This is a genomic window from Faucicola sp. SE7633 (assembly GCF_059264685.1).
Genome location: NZ_JCADBW010000004.1, coordinates 105857 through 123422, shown reverse-complemented (window position 1 = coordinate 123422; position 17566 = coordinate 105857). Strand labels below are relative to the sequence as shown.

General features: G+C 51.6%; 15 protein-coding genes. 8 read left to right on the top strand and 7 right to left on the bottom strand.

From position 1 onward, the window contains the following. Nucleotides 1-57 precede the first annotated feature (57 nt). Both AC5L4R_RS02945 and AC5L4R_RS02940 read left to right on the top strand, forming a co-directional pair. Nucleotides 58-1230 carry a TerD family protein gene (locus tag AC5L4R_RS02945; protein WP_494472499.1) on the top strand — a complete coding sequence of 391 codons (1173 nt, stop codon included), beginning with the start codon at nucleotides 58-60 and terminating at the stop codon, nucleotides 1228-1230. A gap of 150 nt (nucleotides 1231-1380) precedes the next feature. Beyond that, nucleotides 1381-1956, top strand: coding sequence for a TerD family protein (locus AC5L4R_RS02940; RefSeq protein WP_494472498.1), 576 nt, complete (start codon nucleotides 1381-1383; stop codon nucleotides 1954-1956). A 91-nt stretch (nucleotides 1957-2047) separates the two neighbouring features. Here AC5L4R_RS02940 and AC5L4R_RS02935 read toward each other — a convergent pair whose 3' ends face one another. Together AC5L4R_RS02935 and AC5L4R_RS02930 are read right to left on the bottom strand one after the other, a co-directional pair. Next, on the bottom strand, nucleotides 2048-3628 hold the full coding sequence (locus tag AC5L4R_RS02935) for a peptide chain release factor 3 (protein ID WP_494472497.1): 1581 nt from the start codon (nucleotides 3626-3628) through the stop codon (nucleotides 2048-2050). Between the two features lie 59 nt (nucleotides 3629-3687). Continuing rightward, on the bottom strand, nucleotides 3688-3870 hold the full coding sequence (locus AC5L4R_RS02930; protein WP_494472496.1) for a hypothetical protein: 183 nt from the start codon (nucleotides 3868-3870) through the stop codon (nucleotides 3688-3690). 43 nt (nucleotides 3871-3913) lie between these two features. Between AC5L4R_RS02930 and AC5L4R_RS02925 the strand changes: the two genes are divergently transcribed. Continuing rightward, nucleotides 3914-5020 (top strand): AI-2E family transporter, encoded by a 1107-nt coding sequence (locus AC5L4R_RS02925; RefSeq protein ID WP_494472495.1) that lies wholly within the window; start codon nucleotides 3914-3916, stop codon nucleotides 5018-5020. A 258-nt stretch (nucleotides 5021-5278) separates the two neighbouring features. Continuing rightward, on the top strand, nucleotides 5279-5767 hold the full coding sequence (locus AC5L4R_RS02920) for an FKBP-type peptidyl-prolyl cis-trans isomerase (protein WP_494472494.1): 489 nt from the start codon (nucleotides 5279-5281) through the stop codon (nucleotides 5765-5767). Nucleotides 5768-6056: 289 nt separating this feature from the next. Here AC5L4R_RS02920 and AC5L4R_RS02915 read toward each other — a convergent pair whose 3' ends face one another. Both AC5L4R_RS02915 and AC5L4R_RS02910 read right to left on the bottom strand, forming a co-directional pair. Next, a complete protein-coding gene (locus AC5L4R_RS02915) occupies nucleotides 6057-8258 on the bottom strand; it encodes a carboxy terminal-processing peptidase (protein ID WP_494472493.1) in 2202 nt (733 codons plus the stop codon). Between the two features lie 211 nt (nucleotides 8259-8469). Next, nucleotides 8470-10242 (bottom strand): proline--tRNA ligase, encoded by a 1773-nt coding sequence (locus AC5L4R_RS02910; protein WP_494472492.1) that lies wholly within the window; start codon nucleotides 10240-10242, stop codon nucleotides 8470-8472. 355 nt (nucleotides 10243-10597) lie between these two features. Here AC5L4R_RS02910 and AC5L4R_RS02905 point away from each other — a divergent pair, with 355 nt between their 5' ends. From AC5L4R_RS02905 to AC5L4R_RS02890, 4 genes are all read left to right on the top strand, one after another. Beyond that, a complete protein-coding gene (locus AC5L4R_RS02905) occupies nucleotides 10598-11269 on the top strand; it encodes a DUF4230 domain-containing protein (protein WP_494472491.1) in 672 nt (223 codons plus the stop codon). A gap of 331 nt (nucleotides 11270-11600) precedes the next feature. Continuing rightward, a complete protein-coding gene (locus AC5L4R_RS02900) occupies nucleotides 11601-12989 on the top strand; it encodes a hypothetical protein (protein ID WP_494472490.1) in 1389 nt (462 codons plus the stop codon). Between the two features lie 154 nt (nucleotides 12990-13143). After that, the gene (locus tag AC5L4R_RS02895) at nucleotides 13144-13677 is read left to right on the top strand and encodes a GTP-binding protein (RefSeq protein WP_494472489.1); all 534 of its coding nucleotides are present in this window, start codon (nucleotides 13144-13146) and stop codon (nucleotides 13675-13677) included. Nucleotides 13678-13733: 56 nt separating this feature from the next. Continuing rightward, nucleotides 13734-14174, top strand: a complete 441-nt coding sequence (locus tag AC5L4R_RS02890) for a roadblock/LC7 domain-containing protein (protein WP_494472488.1) — start codon at nucleotides 13734-13736, stop codon at nucleotides 14172-14174. A gap of 142 nt (nucleotides 14175-14316) precedes the next feature. Here AC5L4R_RS02890 and glyA read toward each other — a convergent pair whose 3' ends face one another. The 3 genes from glyA to AC5L4R_RS02875 all read right to left on the bottom strand — a co-directional run bounded on the left by glyA (nucleotide 14317) and on the right by AC5L4R_RS02875 (nucleotide 17466). Beyond that, nucleotides 14317-15585, bottom strand: a complete 1269-nt coding sequence (glyA, locus tag AC5L4R_RS02885) for a serine hydroxymethyltransferase (RefSeq protein ID WP_494472487.1) — start codon at nucleotides 15583-15585, stop codon at nucleotides 14317-14319. 147 nt (nucleotides 15586-15732) lie between these two features. Next, the gene (locus AC5L4R_RS02880) at nucleotides 15733-16287 is read right to left on the bottom strand and encodes a chorismate--pyruvate lyase family protein (RefSeq protein ID WP_494472486.1); all 555 of its coding nucleotides are present in this window, start codon (nucleotides 16285-16287) and stop codon (nucleotides 15733-15735) included. Next, complete coding sequence (locus tag AC5L4R_RS02875; protein ID WP_494472485.1) at nucleotides 16288-17466, bottom strand: GNAT family N-acetyltransferase; 1179 nt, start codon at nucleotides 17464-17466, stop codon at nucleotides 16288-16290. It lies immediately after the preceding gene. Nucleotides 17467-17566: the final 100 nt, after the last annotated feature.

Below are 17566 nucleotides of genomic sequence, written 5' to 3'. Positions count from 1 at the left end.
TATATCCACCGCCTGAAGTCGCAGGTTTACGGCAACGAATGATAAAAGGAATATGCTATGAGTCAAGTTTTGGTGGCAGGTGCAAACACCGCTGTGCCAACAACCAATTTACGCCTACGGGTGGTTAGCCAATTGCCGATTGATTGCGCAGCGTATCGGCTAGCGGCAGATGGCAAGGTGCGTGGCGATGGCGACATGGTTTTTTATGGGCAAACCCAAAGCGATGATGGGCGCGTGCGCTACACAGGGCATGAAACCGATTGCGCGTTTGACGTGGATTTGCCCCAGCAGCCACCCGCGATTGACAAAATCGCGTTGGCATTCTCCAGTGATCGCGCGTTGTCGGCATTGGGCGATATTGAGCTGACCGTGTTTGAGGGCAGCACAGCACTGGCACAATGCCGCGTCACCACCGCAGGGCGCAACGAAAAAGCACTGATTTTGGCAGAGTTGTACCGTCGGCAAGGCGCGTGGAAGCTGCGTTTTGTCGCGCAAGGTTTTGATGGTGGACTTAAGCCTTTGTCAGAATATTACGGCGTACAAATCGCCGATGACGCGCCACCACCCACGCCTACACCCACCAAAACCCCACCGCCTACGCCCAAAAGCACGCTCAATCTTAGCAAAGTGACTTTGACCAAGCAGCAATCTAGCATCAATCTAAGCAAGCGCGACAATTTTGGCGACATTGCCATCAACCTCAATTGGAATCAACGCGCAACCACGCCCAGCCGCGGCACGCTTAGCCAACTGTTTGGCAAAGCGTCGGGCGGCATTGATTTGGATTTGGGCGCGTTTGTCGCCCTGCAACACGGTGACAAGTACGTCATTCAAGCCTTGGGCGGCACGTTTGGCGACCTCAATGCTGCGCCATTTGTGCGTTTGCGCGCCGATGACCGCACAGGCGCATCTGCCAGCGGTGAATGGCTGGATATCAATGGCCGCTACTGGCAACATATCCGCGAGGTGCTGATTTATGCCTTTATCTACGAAGGCGTGCCCAACTGGGCGCAGACCGATGGCGTGGCGACCTTGCACATTCCCGACCAACCGCTGATTGAAACCCCCTTGACCGAAGGCAGCAGTCACCTTGGCATGTGTGCGATTGCGCGGCTGATTAACCAAAACGGCAGCATCCAAGTCGAGCGCGTCAATCAGTATTTTGACGGGCATAAATCCATGGACAGACAATTTGGCTGGAACTTTAGCTGGACACGGGGGCGCAAATAAAGCGTAAAAATAACAAGTTACAAAAACCTGCTTTCATATCGCAAAGACTGTGCTAAAGTGAATTTATACAGCCTAGCCACGGGCTGTTTTTAGGGCAAATTTCAAAAACGGTATCCATTTATCGTATCAAACTTCAATAAGGATTGAAACATGGCAATTTCATTGAATAAAGGCGGCAACTTATCACTATCAAAAACTGACCCATCCTTGAGCCGTTTGCTGATTGGTCTAGGCTGGGATGAGCGCGTGACTTCAGGCGCAGAATTTGACCTTGATGCCAGCGCGTTTTTGCTGGGCGCAAACGGCAAGGTGCGCGGTGACCACGATTTTATTTTTTATAACCAGTTGCGCTCACCTGAAGGCGCGGTCGAACACACAGGCGACAACCGCAGCGGTGTGGGCGATGGCGACGATGAGGTTATCAAGGTAAACCTCACCCAAGTGCCTGCCGATGTCGATAAAATCGTCATCACCGTGACCATTCATGACGCACAAGCACGCAACCAAAACTTTGGCCAGGTGCAAAACGCCTTTATCCGCGTGGTCAATGAAGACACAGGTGCAGAGGTGGTGCGCTTTGACTTGGCAGAAGATTATTCAGTCGAAACCGCGATGGTCTTTGGTGAGGTGTACCGCCACAATGGTGAGTGGAAATTCCGCGCGGTCGGTCAAGGCTATGCAGGCGGCTTGGCAGCGATGTGCGCGCAGTACGGCATCCAGATTTAAAACGGCTCAGTGAATCGCTTAGTAAAAAATGTTTTCGCCATAAAAAACGGCTTTGGTCAAACTGCCAAAGCCGTTTTTGTATGCCGCGCTATCAATGCTCGCGCGTTGCCGAAAAGGTGATATCGGGATAACGCTCTTGCATGAGTTGCAGATTGACGCGGCTTGGCGCAAGGTAGGTCAAGTAGCCGCCGCCATCGACAGATAGCTGGTCGTGGGCTTTTTTCTTAAACTTGTTAAACTCGTTGGCGTCATCACAGTGTACCCAGCGCACAGTGGCGATGGAGACGGGCTCAAACGTGCATTGCACTTTGTATTCCTCGGCAAGGCGATGGGCAACGACTTCAAATTGTAGCACCCCCACCGCGCCCAAAATCAAATCGTTGTTGATTTGCGGCATAAACACTTGCGTCGCGCCTTCTTCTGACAGCTGTTGTAGGCCTTTTTGTAGCTGTTTGGATTTAAGTGGGTCTTTTAAAATCACGCGGCGAAACAGCTCGGGCGCAAAGTGCGGAATGCCAGTGAAGTTTAATACCTCGCCTTCGGTGAAGCTATCGCCAATTTGAATCGTGCCGTGGTTGTGTAGCCCGATGATATCGCCTGCATAGGCTTCTTCTAGTGCCTCACGGTCGCCTGCCAAAAACGTCAAAGCATCGGCGATACGCACCTCTTTGCCAATGCGCACGTGGTTCATTTTCATGCCTTTTTCATATTTGCCTGAGCACACGCGCATAAAGGCGATACGGTCGCGGTGTTTGGGATCCATATTGGCTTGGATTTTGAACACAAAGCCTGAGAATTTTGCTTCATCGGCCTGGACCATGCGCTGGGTGGTGGCATGGTCTTTGGGCGCAGGCGCGTGCGCAACCAAGGTATCAAGCACCATATTCACGCCAAAATTGCCCAACGCTGTGCCAAATAACACGGGCGTTTGCTCACCGCGCAAAAATGCCGCGCTGTCCCAGTCCTCATGCGCCATTTGGGCAAGCTCAAGGCTCTCTTCAAACTCACGAAACGCGATATCACCAATTTTTTGGCGAATGTCGGGGTAGTCATAGCCGTCGCGTTGCTCAATCTCAATCAGCTGTGTGCCAAAGCCTTTTTGGTAAATATAGGTTTTGTTCTCGCCCAAATGATACACACCGACAAAGTCCTGCCCCATGCCAATCGGCCACGTTAGCGGTACACAGCGAATTTTCAGCACGTCCTCGATTTCATCAAGCAGTGCCAACGGGTCACGGATTTCACGGTCTAGTTTATTGACAAATGAGATAATCGGCGTGTCGCGCATACGGCAGACTTCCATTAGCTTGATGGTGCGCTCCTCCACACCCTTTGCACCGTCAATGACCATCAACGCACTATCAACGGCCGTCAAGGTGCGGTAGGTATCCTCACTAAAATCCGCGTGCCCTGGGGTGTCAAGCAGGTTAATCATGTGCTTTGCGTACGGAAACTGCATCACTGAGGTGGTGATAGAAATACCGCGCTCTTGCTCCATGCTCATCCAGTCGGATGTGGCGTGCTTGTCGGTTTTGCGGCTTTTGACCTCACCTGCGGTCTGAATCGCGCGCCCCCACAGCAACAGCTTTTCGGTCATGGTGGTCTTACCCGCATCGGGGTGGCTGATGATGGCAAACGTGCGCCGTTTGGCGACTTCGCTGGCTAAACTCATGGGTGGCTACTCGGTTGTGACAAAAAATAAGTTGTTTAAAACGCAGCAATAAAAAACCGCTATTGTAGCCGATTTTGCCCCATTTGGCGATTTTGCTCAGTGATTTGGTAAGGTGTTAGCCAGCGGCGCAAGCCAAACTCACAGCTTGGCGGCAAGTAAAAACCTGACAAGATTGCGTGACAAAATTCCACCAATTTGGCGTGGCATTGTACCAATGGCTTACCGTACAATGTTGATGACAACCAAATCCACACGCAACACCTGTTTTTTTGCTTTTTAATCCGCATGTCCAAGCCCACACCAACCACCAATCACACCACCACCCACCCACAACCGCTTGCCGTGCCTGCCAACGCGCGCCTGCCCACTGTCAAAACCTTTTTGCTTGCCATCGGTGGGGTGGTGGTCATGTGGTTGCCTGTGTTGCTGCTGCATTTGACGTTGGTGATGTTTTCTGCGCTGATTGCGTACGCTTTGACGCGCAGCATCGCCAACTGGCTACGCAAACAAATGGCGTATCTGCGCCCTAATTGGTTTGGATTTCAAACCAGTCAGCTTGCCGAATGGCTGGCGTTGGTCAGTTGGCTACTAATTACATCGCTACTGGTTGTGCTAACGAGTGATTGGGTGGCAGAAAAAATGAGCATCGATGTGTTTGGCAAATTGGTTGAGCAAATCACCTTGGTGCTTGACCAGTTGCACCGCATGTTGCCCAATGACGTTGCGCGCCATGTGCCAAGCTCAGTCAATATGCTGCAAACACAGCTGCTGGCCATGGTCAAAACTTACGCGCCACAACTGCAAATTGCCGGGATACACACCTTGCGCGGTTTTGGCTATGTGCTGATTGGTACGGTGATTGGCTCGATGATGGCGGTACAAATCCCACCGCGCCCACGCGCGCCATTGTCGCCCGTTGCCCGTTACGTGCGTGAACAGTTTGATGAGCTTACCCGTGTGTTTGGCGAAGTGTTTTTTGCACAGGTCAAAATCTCGATCATTAACACGCTACTGACGGCCATTTATTTGCTGGGTATTTTGCCAATGGTTGGGCATCCATTGCCGCTGGCATGGACGGTGGTGCTAATTACCTTTGCCTGTGGGCTGATTCCTGTGGTCGGCAATTTGGTATCCAACATCATCATCGTGCTGCTTAGCCTAACGCACGGCTTGGGGGTTAGCCTCGCGTCGCTGGCTTGGCTGGTCAGCATTCACAAGCTTGAGTACTTTTTAAACGCGCAAATTATCGGGCAACGCATCCATGCCGCCGCGTGGGAGTTGTTGGTGATGATGCTGTTGTTTGAGGCGACATTTGGCATTGCAGGGCTGGTTGCCGCGCCTGTCATCTACGCCCAAATCAAGCGCGTGCTGCTGCATCGCGGTTGGTTGTGATTGGTTGTGCCGTTTGTACTGGCTAGGGTTTGCTCGGCCAGAATAACACAATCGCGCTATACTGTTATGCTATATTGTTACACAGCTTTGTGGTGAAATATGCCCAATCAGACCCCACAGGTGCGTATAGTGCGACAGTCCAGCCTTGTTGGGGATTTGTTTGAGCAATTGGATTAAAATAACGCAAGCTATGCGCGGATTTTAATAGTAAATTTTAATTAACTTACTTTTTTAATTAACTGTTTAAGGAAAAATCTCATGGCACAAATCGGTAATAACAGCGTGGTACAATTTCATTACACGCTAAAAGACGATGACGGTAACATCATTGATCAATCAACCTCTGACCAACCTTTGACCTACTTACACGGTCACCAAAATATCATTCCAGGCCTAGAAAACCAACTTTTGGGCAAAAACGTTGGCGATAAGTTCACCGCGTCAGTCGCACCTGCGGACGCGTATGGCGAATACGACGACGCTGCGGTACAAGAAGTGCCACGCGCCAATTTTGAGGGTGTGGACACCATCGAACCGGGCATGCAATTTCAATCAGAAACTGAAGATGGCGATATCATCTTGGTGACAGTGCGTGATGTACAGCCCGATGTGGTGATTGTTGATGCCAACCATCCCTTGGCAGGCAAAAACTTGCATTTTGATGTTGAAGTGGTGGATATCCGTGATGCCAGTGAAGAAGAATTGGCACATGGTCACGCGCACGGGGTGGGTGGTCATCACCACTAATCGCTTGCCAACAAGCCACGACAACAAAAACCCATCGGTATCGATGGGTTTTTGTTGTGTGCTGAACGGTGGTTACCAGCTATTTGGGCATCCTGCCCATCACATCTTGGTGTTGTCATCCTGACAATCATTCCCTTGGCGGCATGTTGTCCCTATCTCAATCCTTGAGTCCAGCCACTTGAGCCGTTTGGTTCTGGTGACTGCTGCCGTTGAGCCCATTATGACAAAATGCACGGTCAGATGGTAGCCGCCACAGCGTCAATGTTTGTACGCTATGGCTTACACGTGGCTAGCGGCTGGCTTTGGGCGGCTGCAAGCCATCTAGCATGACGCGTGCCGCTTCTTGGATAAACGCTTCACTTTCGGGCAGTTTGGGACGCTCGGCTTGTTTCATACGGCTACGCGCTTCTAGCTCGGCATCTTGCGCGGCTTGGTAGGCAGCCCAATCACGGTATGGCGTTTGCCCCGTGGCTAGGCGGCGTTGGTTTTCTGCGGCCAATGTTTCTTGTTCAAGGCGCAAGCGATAGGCGCGGCGATCGTCAATATCAAGCTTGACGGGTTTTTTGTCGTCTTCTTCGTTACGAATGGCGTTGAGTTTTTCTAAATAAACAAACTGCGGGTCACGCGCTTGCCGCTGTTTGGACGCTTGCACCAGTGATTGTACGGTATCGGTGCTGTAGTTGCCTGCAGGCATGAACGGCACAGCGCGGATGGTATCCCACTGTAGCGGATTTTTCATATAACGCTCGCCAAAATCCAACCCGTCATAGATATTGACCAGTGACACATCAGGCACTACGCCTTTGTTTTGCGTGCTACCGCCTGTGATACGGTAAAACTTGCGCTGGGTCAAGGTTGCTGAGCCAAGCGGCAAGTTGTCCAGCTGAATTTGCGCTGAGCCTTTGCCTGTGGTGGTGCTACCAACCACCAACGCGCGCCCGTAGTCCTGCATCGCTGCGGCAAAAATCTCGCTTGCCGATGCTGATCCGCCATTAATCAGCACCACCATGGGGCCGGCATACACTTGGCTGCCGCCGTCTTGGTCTTCATACACCTGCACATTGCCGCGATTGTCGCGAATCTGCACGGTCGGCCCTGATTTGACAAACATACCAATCATTTTGGAGACTTCATCAAGCGATCCACCGGGATTGTCGCGCAAATCCACCACCAATCCGTCGATGTTTTGTGCATTCAAGGCATTGAGGGCGTTTTCGGTATCAATGCTGACGCTGCGATAGCTTTCGCCTGCGCGGCGGGCTTTGTAGTTTAGATAAAAACTTGGAATTTCAAGCACGCCAATGCGCTTAGGTGTGCCGTGGTTGTCAGTCACACTAACCACACGCTGGGTCACGCCTGTGTCGTCTTGTTTGATGACATCACGCACCAAGCTCACGTTACGCGCCGCGCTATCAGGCGCGTTTTGCGATTTGACGCGGATGGTCACCGTCGAACCTTTTTTACCGCGAATCAAATTGACGACTTCACGGGTCGACCATCCCACGGTATCAACCATATTGCTGCCTTCTGAGGCAACGCCGATGATGAGGTCATTGGGCTTAATCTGCCCCGAACGCGCGGCAGGCCCGCCATCGACTAAGCTCATGATACGCGTGTAGTCAGGGTTTTTGCGGTCAGGCTGAATGGACACGCCAATCCCGACCAGCTCAAGGCTGTTTTGAATTTGTATTTCGGTGGCTTGGGTGGGCGCAAAATAGCTACTGTGGGGGTCATACGCTGCCATCGCGGCATTGAGCAACGTCTCGACGCGTTGGTCGGTGTTGCGCCGTGCCATCTGCCCTTGTTGGCGTTTGATGCGATTGGCAAGAATTTGGCTGGGCGTGCGGGTTTCGTTTTTTACCAAATCGGCGGCATCGTATTGCCCAGCGTTGGCGGTAAAAAATTGGTCTTTGGCTTTTTCTTCTTCTTGGTTGATGGTCATGCCAATCAGCTGATAGGTCAGCTGCTGTTGCCAAAACGTGCGCTGCGCGTCGGTATTGGCAAAGTACGGCAATTTTTCGCGGTCAATGATCACGCTGTCATTGCGCTTGAGATTGACGGGCGTTTGCAAAAATTTTTGCGCATAGTCATAGTACTGATTGGCGCGTTCTAGATAGCGGTTGTAGATGTCAAAGGCGGCGTTTAAGTCGCCACGCTTGAGCATATCGGCAAATTGATTGGCGTATTTGCGGTTGAATTCATCAATATCGCTTTGCAAAAACAAGCTGTGATTGGGGTCTAGCGCCTCATAATAATTGGTCAAAATCTCTTTGCCTGTGGCGGTGGTGAGGTGCTTGTCCAAATAATGGCTGCGGTCTAGGCGTGCGGCGATATCGCGCGTGACTTGGCGCTGCGCGTTGGTGGGCGCTTGGCTGCCTGCGCTGACGCTTTGGGGGTCTTGCGCGGCGATCGCGCGGTGGTAGCTTTGCAACAAGACACTGCCGCCCAAAATCAGTGTCAGCAGGCTTGCGGTCAGTTGTTTGTAATGCATGAAAAATCCGTCACCCAATTTATGGCCAAATTTAGGTTAAAATGGTTTGAAATTTTATTTTAAGGATAAAAACGATTGGGCGATGCGCCCAACCGTCAATCGGTCTAGCATTACATTTTGCCATGTTGCTGACCGATTGACTATAACAGAGCTGTAAACAAATCCGCGAATTGTTGCTAATGTTCCATGAATTATTTTACTTAAAATAAAATTAAGCCAATTTTTCTAGCAGCTGCGCTAAGGTGAGCAAGTGTTTTGCGCCGTCGCGGCGATTGACGTATTCATAAAGAGTCTGCGCAGGGTCATCGTGAATGTTTTTATCAGCAATTACCACACGGTGCGGAATACCAATCAACTCCAAATCAGCAAACTTCACGCCTGCGCGCTCATCGCGATCATCAAGTAGCACATCCATACCACGCGCTTGTAAGGTTGCGTATAGCTGTTCGCTCAGCTGCATGGCAGGGTCTTGTACTGCGTCTTTGAATTTACCTTTGATCATCGGCACAATCACCACATCAAATGGCGCAATGCTCTCACCTGTTGTGCTGATATTCCAAATAATACCGCGCTCATCGTGGTTTTGTTCAATCGCTGCTGCCACAATGCGCGTCACGCCAATGCCATAACAGCCCATCAACGGCGTAACAGGCTTGCCGTCTTCGCCAGTGACAGTGACATTCAGCGCGCGGCTGTATTTGTCACCAAGTTGGAAAATATGCCCAACCTCGATACCGCGGCGGATGCGCAACGTGCCTTGCCCATCGGGTGACGGGTCGCCCTCAACGACGTTACGGATATCTGCCACTGCACTGACCTCGGCATCGCGTTGCCAGTTTACGCCTGTGGCATGAAATCCTGCCCGATTGGCACCGCTGACAAAGTCCGATAGCACCGCCGCGCTGCGATCTACGATGACAGGCATGGGCAAATCAAACACGCCGATATAGCCTTTGTGTAGTCCTGCTGCTGCCATTGCCGCCTCGCTTGCCATGGTCAAAGGTACTTTGACTTGTGGCAATTTTTCGGCTTTAACTTCATTTAGCGTGTGGTCACCGCGTAGCACCAACGCAACCAATGTTGGCACGCCGTCCTCAGTAGGCTCACCTTCTACAATCAAGGTTTTGACGGTTTGGCTTAGCGGAATATCAAGGTGGGCGGCCACTTGCTCACAGGTCGGCATATCGGGGGTGGCAACGTCTTGCTTGCTTTGCGTGCCTTGGCCAAACTCGATACGATCCAAAGCGCGTTGATAAGCATCCACGGTTACGGCTTCGGCAAGCTCAATATTGGCGGCAAAATCCGACGTGTCTGAAAAGACGATATCATCTTCACCGCTACTTGCCAGCACTTGAAACTCGTGGGACGCAGAGCCGCCAATCGCGCCAGTATCGGCTTGTACAGCGCGAAAATCCAGCCCCAAGCGCGTAAAAATATTGCTATATGCGCGATACATCACACCATAGGTTTGTTGCAACGAATCGGGATTGACATGAAACGAATACGCATCTTTCATGATAAATTCACGCGAGCGCATCACGCCAAAACGTGGGCGGATTTCATCGCGGAATTTGGTTTGGATTTGGTAATAATTCACAGGTAGCTGTTTGTAGCTTTTGAGCAAGGCGCGCGCGATATCCGTGATGACCTCCTCATGGGTGGGGCCTAAAACAAAATCGCGCTGGTGGCGGTCTTGAAAACGCAGCAATTCTGGGCCATACGCACCAAACCGTCCCGATTCTTGCCACAGCTCGGCAGGCTGGGTGACAGGCATCAATAGCTCTTGCGCGCCTGCTGCGTCCATCTCTTCACGGATGATGGTTTGCACTTTTTTGAGCGTGCGCAAGCCCATCGGCAGCCATGTGTACAGCCCCGATGCCAATTTGCGAATCAAGCCTGCACGAATCATCAGCTGGCTTGATACGATATCGGCATCGCTAGGGATTTCTTTGAGGGTAGCAAAGGTAAATTGGCTGGCGCGCATGGGTCACCTTGAATATTTAACAAATAACAAGTAAAAATTGATTGTTGATCATCAAAAACTGCAGGCAGTGGCTCAAGCTTGGACGCTTAAAAAATTATCAAACCTAGCGATATGCCACTATGCAATGATTTGCCGCGTATTGTAGCAGTTTTTACTGCCTTGTGTGTGAGTAAGTCGGGCGATCGGTTGCGGTTGTGTAAAATATCGCTAAATTTTGCTTTACACGCCTTGTCGTTACTGTATCTGATACTTACTAACATTTATAATTTTGCTTAATCTTTTTGTTGTTTTATGGGTTTTGCCTTGATTTTATTTTGCCTGTATCTTTCAAAAATTTACGCCATACGGAGACTGTATGCAACCCACTTCAACACCGCCCACTGATCCACGCCCCACCGCAAAGCCTACCTCAACGTTTGGGCGATGGTTATCTTTATTGCTCTTGACGCTGATCGCTTTGTCTTTGCTGGGTGGCTTGGCCTTGTATTGGCGTAATTCACAACCTGCTCCAGTGGAGACCATCAGCCGCGAGGGTGTCATTAGCAAAATCCAAACGCTCAACCGCTTACAAACCGTGGTCTACAACGTTGATACCGTCATCACCAGTCAAAAAGAAGGCAACTGGTACGCGCTGTGGCAAGACCACCAAAAAGCCCTGTTTGTCGCGCATGGGCGTGTGCAAGCCGGTATTGACTTAAGCCAGCTGACACCTGCCAATGTGCACGTTGAACCTGAAACACGCAATGTCACCATCACCTTACCGCCTGCGCAGGTGCTTGAGGCGTATCTTGACAACATCGAGGTGTACGACATCAACACGGGGCTGTTTAATATGTTCAGCGCCGATCCGCAGCTGTTTGCACAGGCGCAAACCGTCGGCAAACGTCAAGTGTTGTCATCGGCGTGCCGCGCGGATATCTTGAAACTGGCGACAGACAACGCCCAAAAACAGGTGCAATCGTTGTTCGCCTTGGCGGATTTAAACGTTGTTGTCAATACCGTACCGCCCAAAGCGTGCGCCCGTTAGCATTGGGGTTTTTTGCTGGTACTCGGGGGTTTGTGGTGTTTTGGTCTTTGTGCCAAGGCACGGCTAGCTATCGCACCCGCGGCTAACTATCAGCGCCCTAGGCGGCAAAGATTTGACAAAACTTAAACAAAAATCAGCGACAAACGGCGGTGTTTAGCAGGTGCAATGGTTGGATGATTGGTTAGAAAATTGCTACAATCTGCCTGACATTTGGCGAATTTTTTAACCTATTTTGCCGCTGTACCGACACCGCGGCTTGCTGATTGCATATAATATCTAAACAAACTGCTAGAATTTACTAAACCAAAACGTTGCCACTGGAGACCTGACCATGCCCATAAATGCCGCGGATGATTTATCAATCAAAAAGGTATTGCGCATTGCACTGGTCGGCATTCGCTCGGCAGATCAAGTCATGCTCAAAGGCTATTTGCGTGTGATTTTGCGCCTTGAGGCAGATTTGGAATGGGTATCTGCCAATCATCCCAATATTGATTTGTTTATGATCAATCAAGAATTTCGCCATGCTGATAGCGTGGTGAAGCTGCTCAATAGCAAAGCTGACACCGCCGCGTTGTATATCGACCGTGCAGCAAATGAGCAAGGCGGTATTGTCGGTGATACCTTGGTGTTACCGCTCAAAGAAGTCAATGAGCTCAGCGGTTGGCTGTACGCACACATGGCAAGCCTTGGCGGCAATCCACAAGCCATACCCCGACCCACACCCCCCCAATCTGCATCGGTCAGCGACCTAACCGCTGGCGGCTTAATGTCAGCGGCAACCAATCCGCCCAGCACACAGCCAAGCCAGCCACCTACCAGCCAACCTGCCCAACCGCGCACGCTGGATGATATTTTAAAGCATCGTGCTGCATCTAGTGCGCTAACTACTGACAGCACACCAACCACCACACCTGCTGCCCCTGACCCTGCCGCCCAAGCCACCGCACAGCCTACAGCGGTACACAATACCAGCCAACGCCGCGCCTTTATCCAGCTGATTTGCCAAGTCCATGACCGCAGCAAAATCCAAGACAAAATTTGGGCCATCCAAAACCTTGATGGGCAAACGCTGGTCTATCTAGCACCCAAACACCAAAAAATCTACACACCGTCCACTGATACGGCGTTTGCTGCCAACAGCGATTGGCAGCTGACGACAGTCGGCTCACTGCCCAGTGCCGTCAAGCCCCACGCGCAAGATATGGTGCAGTGGCTTTGGCAACAGGCATTAACGCACTTTGATGTATTAGCACCTGTGGTAGATAGCTTGCCTGCCAGCACACTGACCAGCTGGGTCAAGCCGCAAGCGGATGCACACCGCCACAACCGTCTGTTGTTACAAGCGATTTGGGAGCGGCAAGCCCTAAGCCCTGTCCAAGCCGCCCAACGGGCGAATATCGACAGCGATACGGCACGCCACACATGGGCAGCTTTGTTGGCAGCAGGTGTGCTGCAAGACCACGTGTACCAAGCTTTGGCAGGTCACGCCCTTGCCCATGCTGAGCCTACCGCACCAAGTGCCAACCTAGCCGCACCCCTAGCACCTGTCGCCCCTATCACAAAACCTGCCGCATCAACACCCATCCCAACGCCAAGCCAGCCTGCCCCAACGCCAAGCGCACCGCCTGTCCCATCTACCAGCAGCATTGAGGCGGATTTGCCCAAAGGCAATATGGGCGGCTTTTTGTCGCGCTTGCGGCGCAAGCTTGGGCTATAGCCGCCGGTGGGGGCAAAATTTGCCGCCCAATGTTAATTTTGCCACCGTTTAGCAACAAATCCTTATCAGTTTATTGGGAATTAAGGTATCATAGCGCAAACATCGTTCACAACGCGCATACACTTGCTGCGTCATCTACCTGTTAGGAACTCCCATGCAACGCCTTAAAATCGTATTTAGCGGACCGATGGGCGCGGGCAAAACCCAAGCCATCGCCAGCCTATCAGATATCCCTGTGGTCTCAACTGAGGCCAAAAACACCGACCTACAAACCAATACCAAAGCCTTGACCACTGTCGGCATGGATTACGGTGAGCTGATGCTAGATGGCGGCGCAAGCATTGGGCTGTACGGCACACCAGGGCAAGAGCGGTTTAACTTCATTTGGCCAATCCTCTCGCAAGGCGCGTTGGGTGTGATTTTATTGATTGATCATTCTGCTGCTGACCCAATCGCGGATTTGGCAAACTACCTTGACACATTTAGCAAAATCTATAACGGACGCATTGTGGTGGGTGTCAGCCAAGTTGATAAAGCCCCCGAGCGCGATTTTGCCATTTATCGGGACTGGTTGGCAGAGCACCAAAAAAATCTACCTATTTTCCCTGTCGATATGCGTAAGCGTGAAGATGTCTTGTTGTTGGTTGACACCATCATTGCATCGCTTGAGTTATCTGAAATGGCATAGACTTGCCAAGTCGCAATCGTGTTATTTGAATTTTAAAAATTGATGGAAACTAGCGTATGAGCGATAATATTTTTAATATGGAAAACCGCGTCAAACCCAACGAGCGTTTTTTGTCTTTGGCCAAAGATGCGTTACAAGATTTGTTGGTCAGCACCAATGGTTTAGACGGCGTGTTGTTGGCATCTACCGACGGCTTTGAGGTAATTTCACTGTTCCAACAAAACTATGACGGTGGTAAATTATCTGCTGTCGGTAGCTCAATTTTGGCACTGGTGCAAGCCTTGGTCACCGAAGCACACCTAATCGGCTGTCGCTCGGTGATTTTGGATGCCGAAAACGGCAAAATCATGATCAGCGCTGTACCCAACGCCCATCAGCCCATGATTGTGATTTTGCTCACCAAACAACAGGTGCTGCTTGGGCAGCTCATGCATGGTCTTAACAAAACCGTCAAACTACTGGGCGAGCTTGACGAACAGTACAACACCAAAGCTTAAACCAAAAACCGCCATGCACCAAACTGCCAGATTGGGCGGTTGTTTGCGCACAAGCCTTGTAGATAGGCGCATGGCTAGGCAGGCACAAAAAAAACCACGGTCCATTGACAGTGGTTTTTTATCAAATATCACCCAAAACAGATTAGTTTAAGCCGCTGGCATATTCATAGACAGGGAATTTGGCACACACGGCTTGGACTTTTTCGCGCACAGCCTTGATGGTGGCTTCATCGCCGCGGCTGTCAAGTACGTCACAAATCCAGTTTGCCAAATCGCGCACCTCGGCTTCACCAAAGCCACGCGTGGTCACCGCAGGCGTACCAATCCGAATCCCTGAGGTCACAAACGGTGATTTGGGGTCATTGGGCACGGCATTTTTATTGACGGTGATGTAGGCATCGCCCAGCCATTTGTCCGCGTCTTTACCCGTGATGTCTTGCTTGATAAGGCTAATGAGCATCAGGTGGTTTTCAGTACCGCCAGATACGATGTCATAACCGCGCTGTGCGATGACCTCTGCCATCGCTTTGGCATTGGCCAGCACTTGGCGTTGATAGGCTTTGAAGTCATCTGACATGGCTTCTTTAAAGCAAACCGCCTTGGCGGCAATGGCGTGCATCAAAGGGCCGCCTTGGTTACCGGGGAACACCGCTGAGTTAAGTTTTTTCTCAATCTCGGGGTTGGCTTTGGCTAAAATCAAGCCAGAGCGTGGGCCGCGCAAGGTTTTGTGGGTGGTGGTGGTGGTGACATCGGCGATTTGTACGGGGCTTGGGTAGACGCCTGCTGCCACCAAGCCTGCCACGTGCGCCATATCAACCATCAAATACGCGCCCACACTGTCGGCGATGTCACGGAATTTTTGCCAATCAACCACTTGGCTGTATGCCGAAAACCCTGCGATAATCATTTTGGGCTTATGTTCTTGTGCCAAACGCGCCACTTCGTCGTAGTCAATTTGGCCTGTGGTTTTATCAATGCCGTATTGTACCGCGTGATAGTTGATGCCCGAAAAATTCACATGCGCGCCGTGGGTCAAGTGGCCGCCATCGGCAAGACTCATGCCCATGACGGTGTCACCTGCTTGTAGCAGTGCCAAAAACACCGCGCTGTTGGCTTGGCTGCCTGCGTGTGGCTGCACGTTGGCATAGTCTGCGCCAAACAATGCTTTGGCCCGGTCAATCGCCAACTGCTCAACAACATCAACGTGTTCACAGCCGCCGTAGTAGCGTTTACCAGGGTAGCCTTCGGCGTATTTGTTGGTCAGCGCACTGCCCTGTGCTTCCATCACCGCAGGTGAGCAGTAGTTTTCTGACGCAATCAGCTCAATGTGGTCTTCTTGACGCTTGGCTTCTGCGTCCATTGCCGCAGCAAGCTCGGGGTCAAACTCGTGAATCGTGATAGCCTTAAACATGGTAGCACCCTTTTTACAATAACCAAAACAATCGCTAGCAGCACCTGTGTCGGTAGTCGGCACAATAGGCGCGGTAAAAAATTTGCGTCACAGTGTAGCATGAATCATGGATTCACGCCTAGCGCAAATCAGCGAATTGGACGGATTTTATACGGGGGTTGGGCTTGGTGGGTGCTCATTTGACAGACCCGATGGGTGCTGCAAAAAATCAACAAATGCTGGCAAAAATGTTTCGCTAATCAGCACACGCCGCCCTTGCCAATCATACACACTGCTGCGCTGCCAGCCTTGCGCCGTCCGCGTCAGCCAACGCGCTGCCAACACCGCGCCGCCGCGCCCAAACATGACATAGCCAATGGGCGTACCACCAAGCCGCGTAAGCTTACGCGCGTCTTTGGTTAAACTGGCAAACGGAAACACCGAACGCGCCGCCACCCACGCTTGCGCCGTGCCATCATCACCCACTTGCCCAAGCAACGTTGCTTCACGTAGCCACGCCGATTGCGGCCGTGATGGCAAATTCAGCGCACGTTTATCCGCCAAATCCAGCGTTATCCGCCCCTCAAACGTTGGCATGACCAACAGCCGATTGCCCGACAACGCCTCTAACCGCGCGGTCAAAGAACCATCCGCCGCCAACCAATCTGCCAATACACCTGCTTGCTGCCGACAATACCGATCTTGTGGGTCTGCTTGCCACATTTAGCCCAATCCTCGTTTTGCCAGATAATCAGCGTTAAATGGCAAGGCAGTCAGCGCGTCAGCATAATACGCCTGCACCGCTTGCGCCTCTTGTACACAAAACTGCCGAATCGGCGTGGCAAAACGCGCGTCGTAAACATGGTGCAACGAGTGCGTCAGCGTTGGCGCAAAGCCGCGTATCAGCTTGTGCTCACCTTGCGTACCGGGGTCAAAGCGCGTCAAACCCTGCGCGATGGCAAATTCAATACCTTGATAATAACACAGCTCAAAATGCAGACTGTCATAGTCAGCAAGGCTGCCCCAATAACGCCCATACAGCGTGTGTGCATCATACCAAAACAGACTGCTTGCCGCGATATCGCCCGAAGCATCTAAAGCTTGTGCTAGCATTAAATGCGCAGCTTGGCTCTCGGCAATTTGCTGAAAAAAATCCAACGTCAAATACGGCTGGCGACCGCGTACCAAATACGTCATGGCATAGCATTGATAAAACGCTTGCCAGTCTGCCGCGCTGATATCCGCGCCCAACTTACGCCGACAGGACAAGCCTTGTTTGGCAACCTTGTCGCGCTCAACGCGAATCGTCTTGCGGCGTTTGGCCGTCAGCGTCGCCAAAAACCCTGCAAAATCAGCAAACGGCTGCCCATCAGCGTCGGTATTGTGCCACATAAACTGACAGCCCAACCGCGCGATACTGTCGCTCTCGGCAGCTTGCGCCACCTGAAGCGTCGATGCAGGCACAAACAAACCATGCCAACTTGATGCCGCCACCTGTGCTGCCAAATGCGCAACCGCTTGGCTCAATACCTGCCACAACGCCTCATCCAACACCGCACCCTCTGCCAACCAAACGCGCTGCCCCGTCACAGGCGTATAGGGCACACTGCTCACCAATCGCGGATAATAATCCGCCCCATAGCGCAGATAGGCGTCTGCCCACGCATGGTCAAACACATACTCGCCTTGGTGATGGTCTTTGATAAATATAGGCAACACCGCAACCAACTGCCCTGCCCGCGATGCCGCCGCATACAGCGGCAACCAACCCGCCTGCTCGCCAATCGCGCCGCTATCGGTCATGGCTTGCCAAAACGCTAACTGCATAAATGGCGTGTCAGGCGTTTGCCACACGGCTTTATACTGCCAACTAAAATCGGTATAAAATTCAACATTCCACATGGTCGTTCATCTTGCCCGTATTTTTTACTGCTTATTTTTGCCTGTATTTAAATAGCAAAAACCCCCAATCTATGATTGAGGGCTTTGTTTAAAAATCAAT

Bases quoted from the DNA above. Each gene is read 5' to 3' on its own strand.
- AC5L4R_RS02945 (WP_494472499.1), top strand. From the start codon at position 58: ATGAGTCAAGTTTTGGTGGCAGGTGCAAACACCGCTGTGCCAACAACC.
- AC5L4R_RS02940 (WP_494472498.1), top strand. From the start codon at position 1,381: ATGGCAATTTCATTGAATAAAGGCGGCAACTTATCACTATCAAAAACT.
- AC5L4R_RS02935 (WP_494472497.1), bottom strand. From the start codon at position 3,628: ATGAGTTTAGCCAGCGAAGTCGCCAAACGGCGCACGTTTGCCATCATC.
- AC5L4R_RS02925 (WP_494472495.1), top strand. From the start codon at position 3,914: ATGTCCAAGCCCACACCAACCACCAATCACACCACCACCCACCCACAA.
- AC5L4R_RS02920 (WP_494472494.1), top strand. From the start codon at position 5,279: ATGGCACAAATCGGTAATAACAGCGTGGTACAATTTCATTACACGCTA.
- AC5L4R_RS02915 (WP_494472493.1), bottom strand. From the start codon at position 8,258: ATGCATTACAAACAACTGACCGCAAGCCTGCTGACACTGATTTTGGGC.
- AC5L4R_RS02910 (WP_494472492.1), bottom strand. From the start codon at position 10,242: ATGCGCGCCAGCCAATTTACCTTTGCTACCCTCAAAGAAATCCCTAGC.
- AC5L4R_RS02905 (WP_494472491.1), top strand. From the start codon at position 10,598: ATGCAACCCACTTCAACACCGCCCACTGATCCACGCCCCACCGCAAAG.
- AC5L4R_RS02900 (WP_494472490.1), top strand. From the start codon at position 11,601: ATGCCCATAAATGCCGCGGATGATTTATCAATCAAAAAGGTATTGCGC.
- AC5L4R_RS02895 (WP_494472489.1), top strand. From the start codon at position 13,144: ATGCAACGCCTTAAAATCGTATTTAGCGGACCGATGGGCGCGGGCAAA.
- AC5L4R_RS02890 (WP_494472488.1), top strand. From the start codon at position 13,734: ATGAGCGATAATATTTTTAATATGGAAAACCGCGTCAAACCCAACGAG.
- glyA (WP_494472487.1), bottom strand. From the start codon at position 15,585: ATGTTTAAGGCTATCACGATTCACGAGTTTGACCCCGAGCTTGCTGCG.
- AC5L4R_RS02880 (WP_494472486.1), bottom strand. From the start codon at position 16,287: ATGTGGCAAGCAGACCCACAAGATCGGTATTGTCGGCAGCAAGCAGGT.
- AC5L4R_RS02875 (WP_494472485.1), bottom strand. From the start codon at position 17,466: ATGTGGAATGTTGAATTTTATACCGATTTTAGTTGGCAGTATAAAGCC.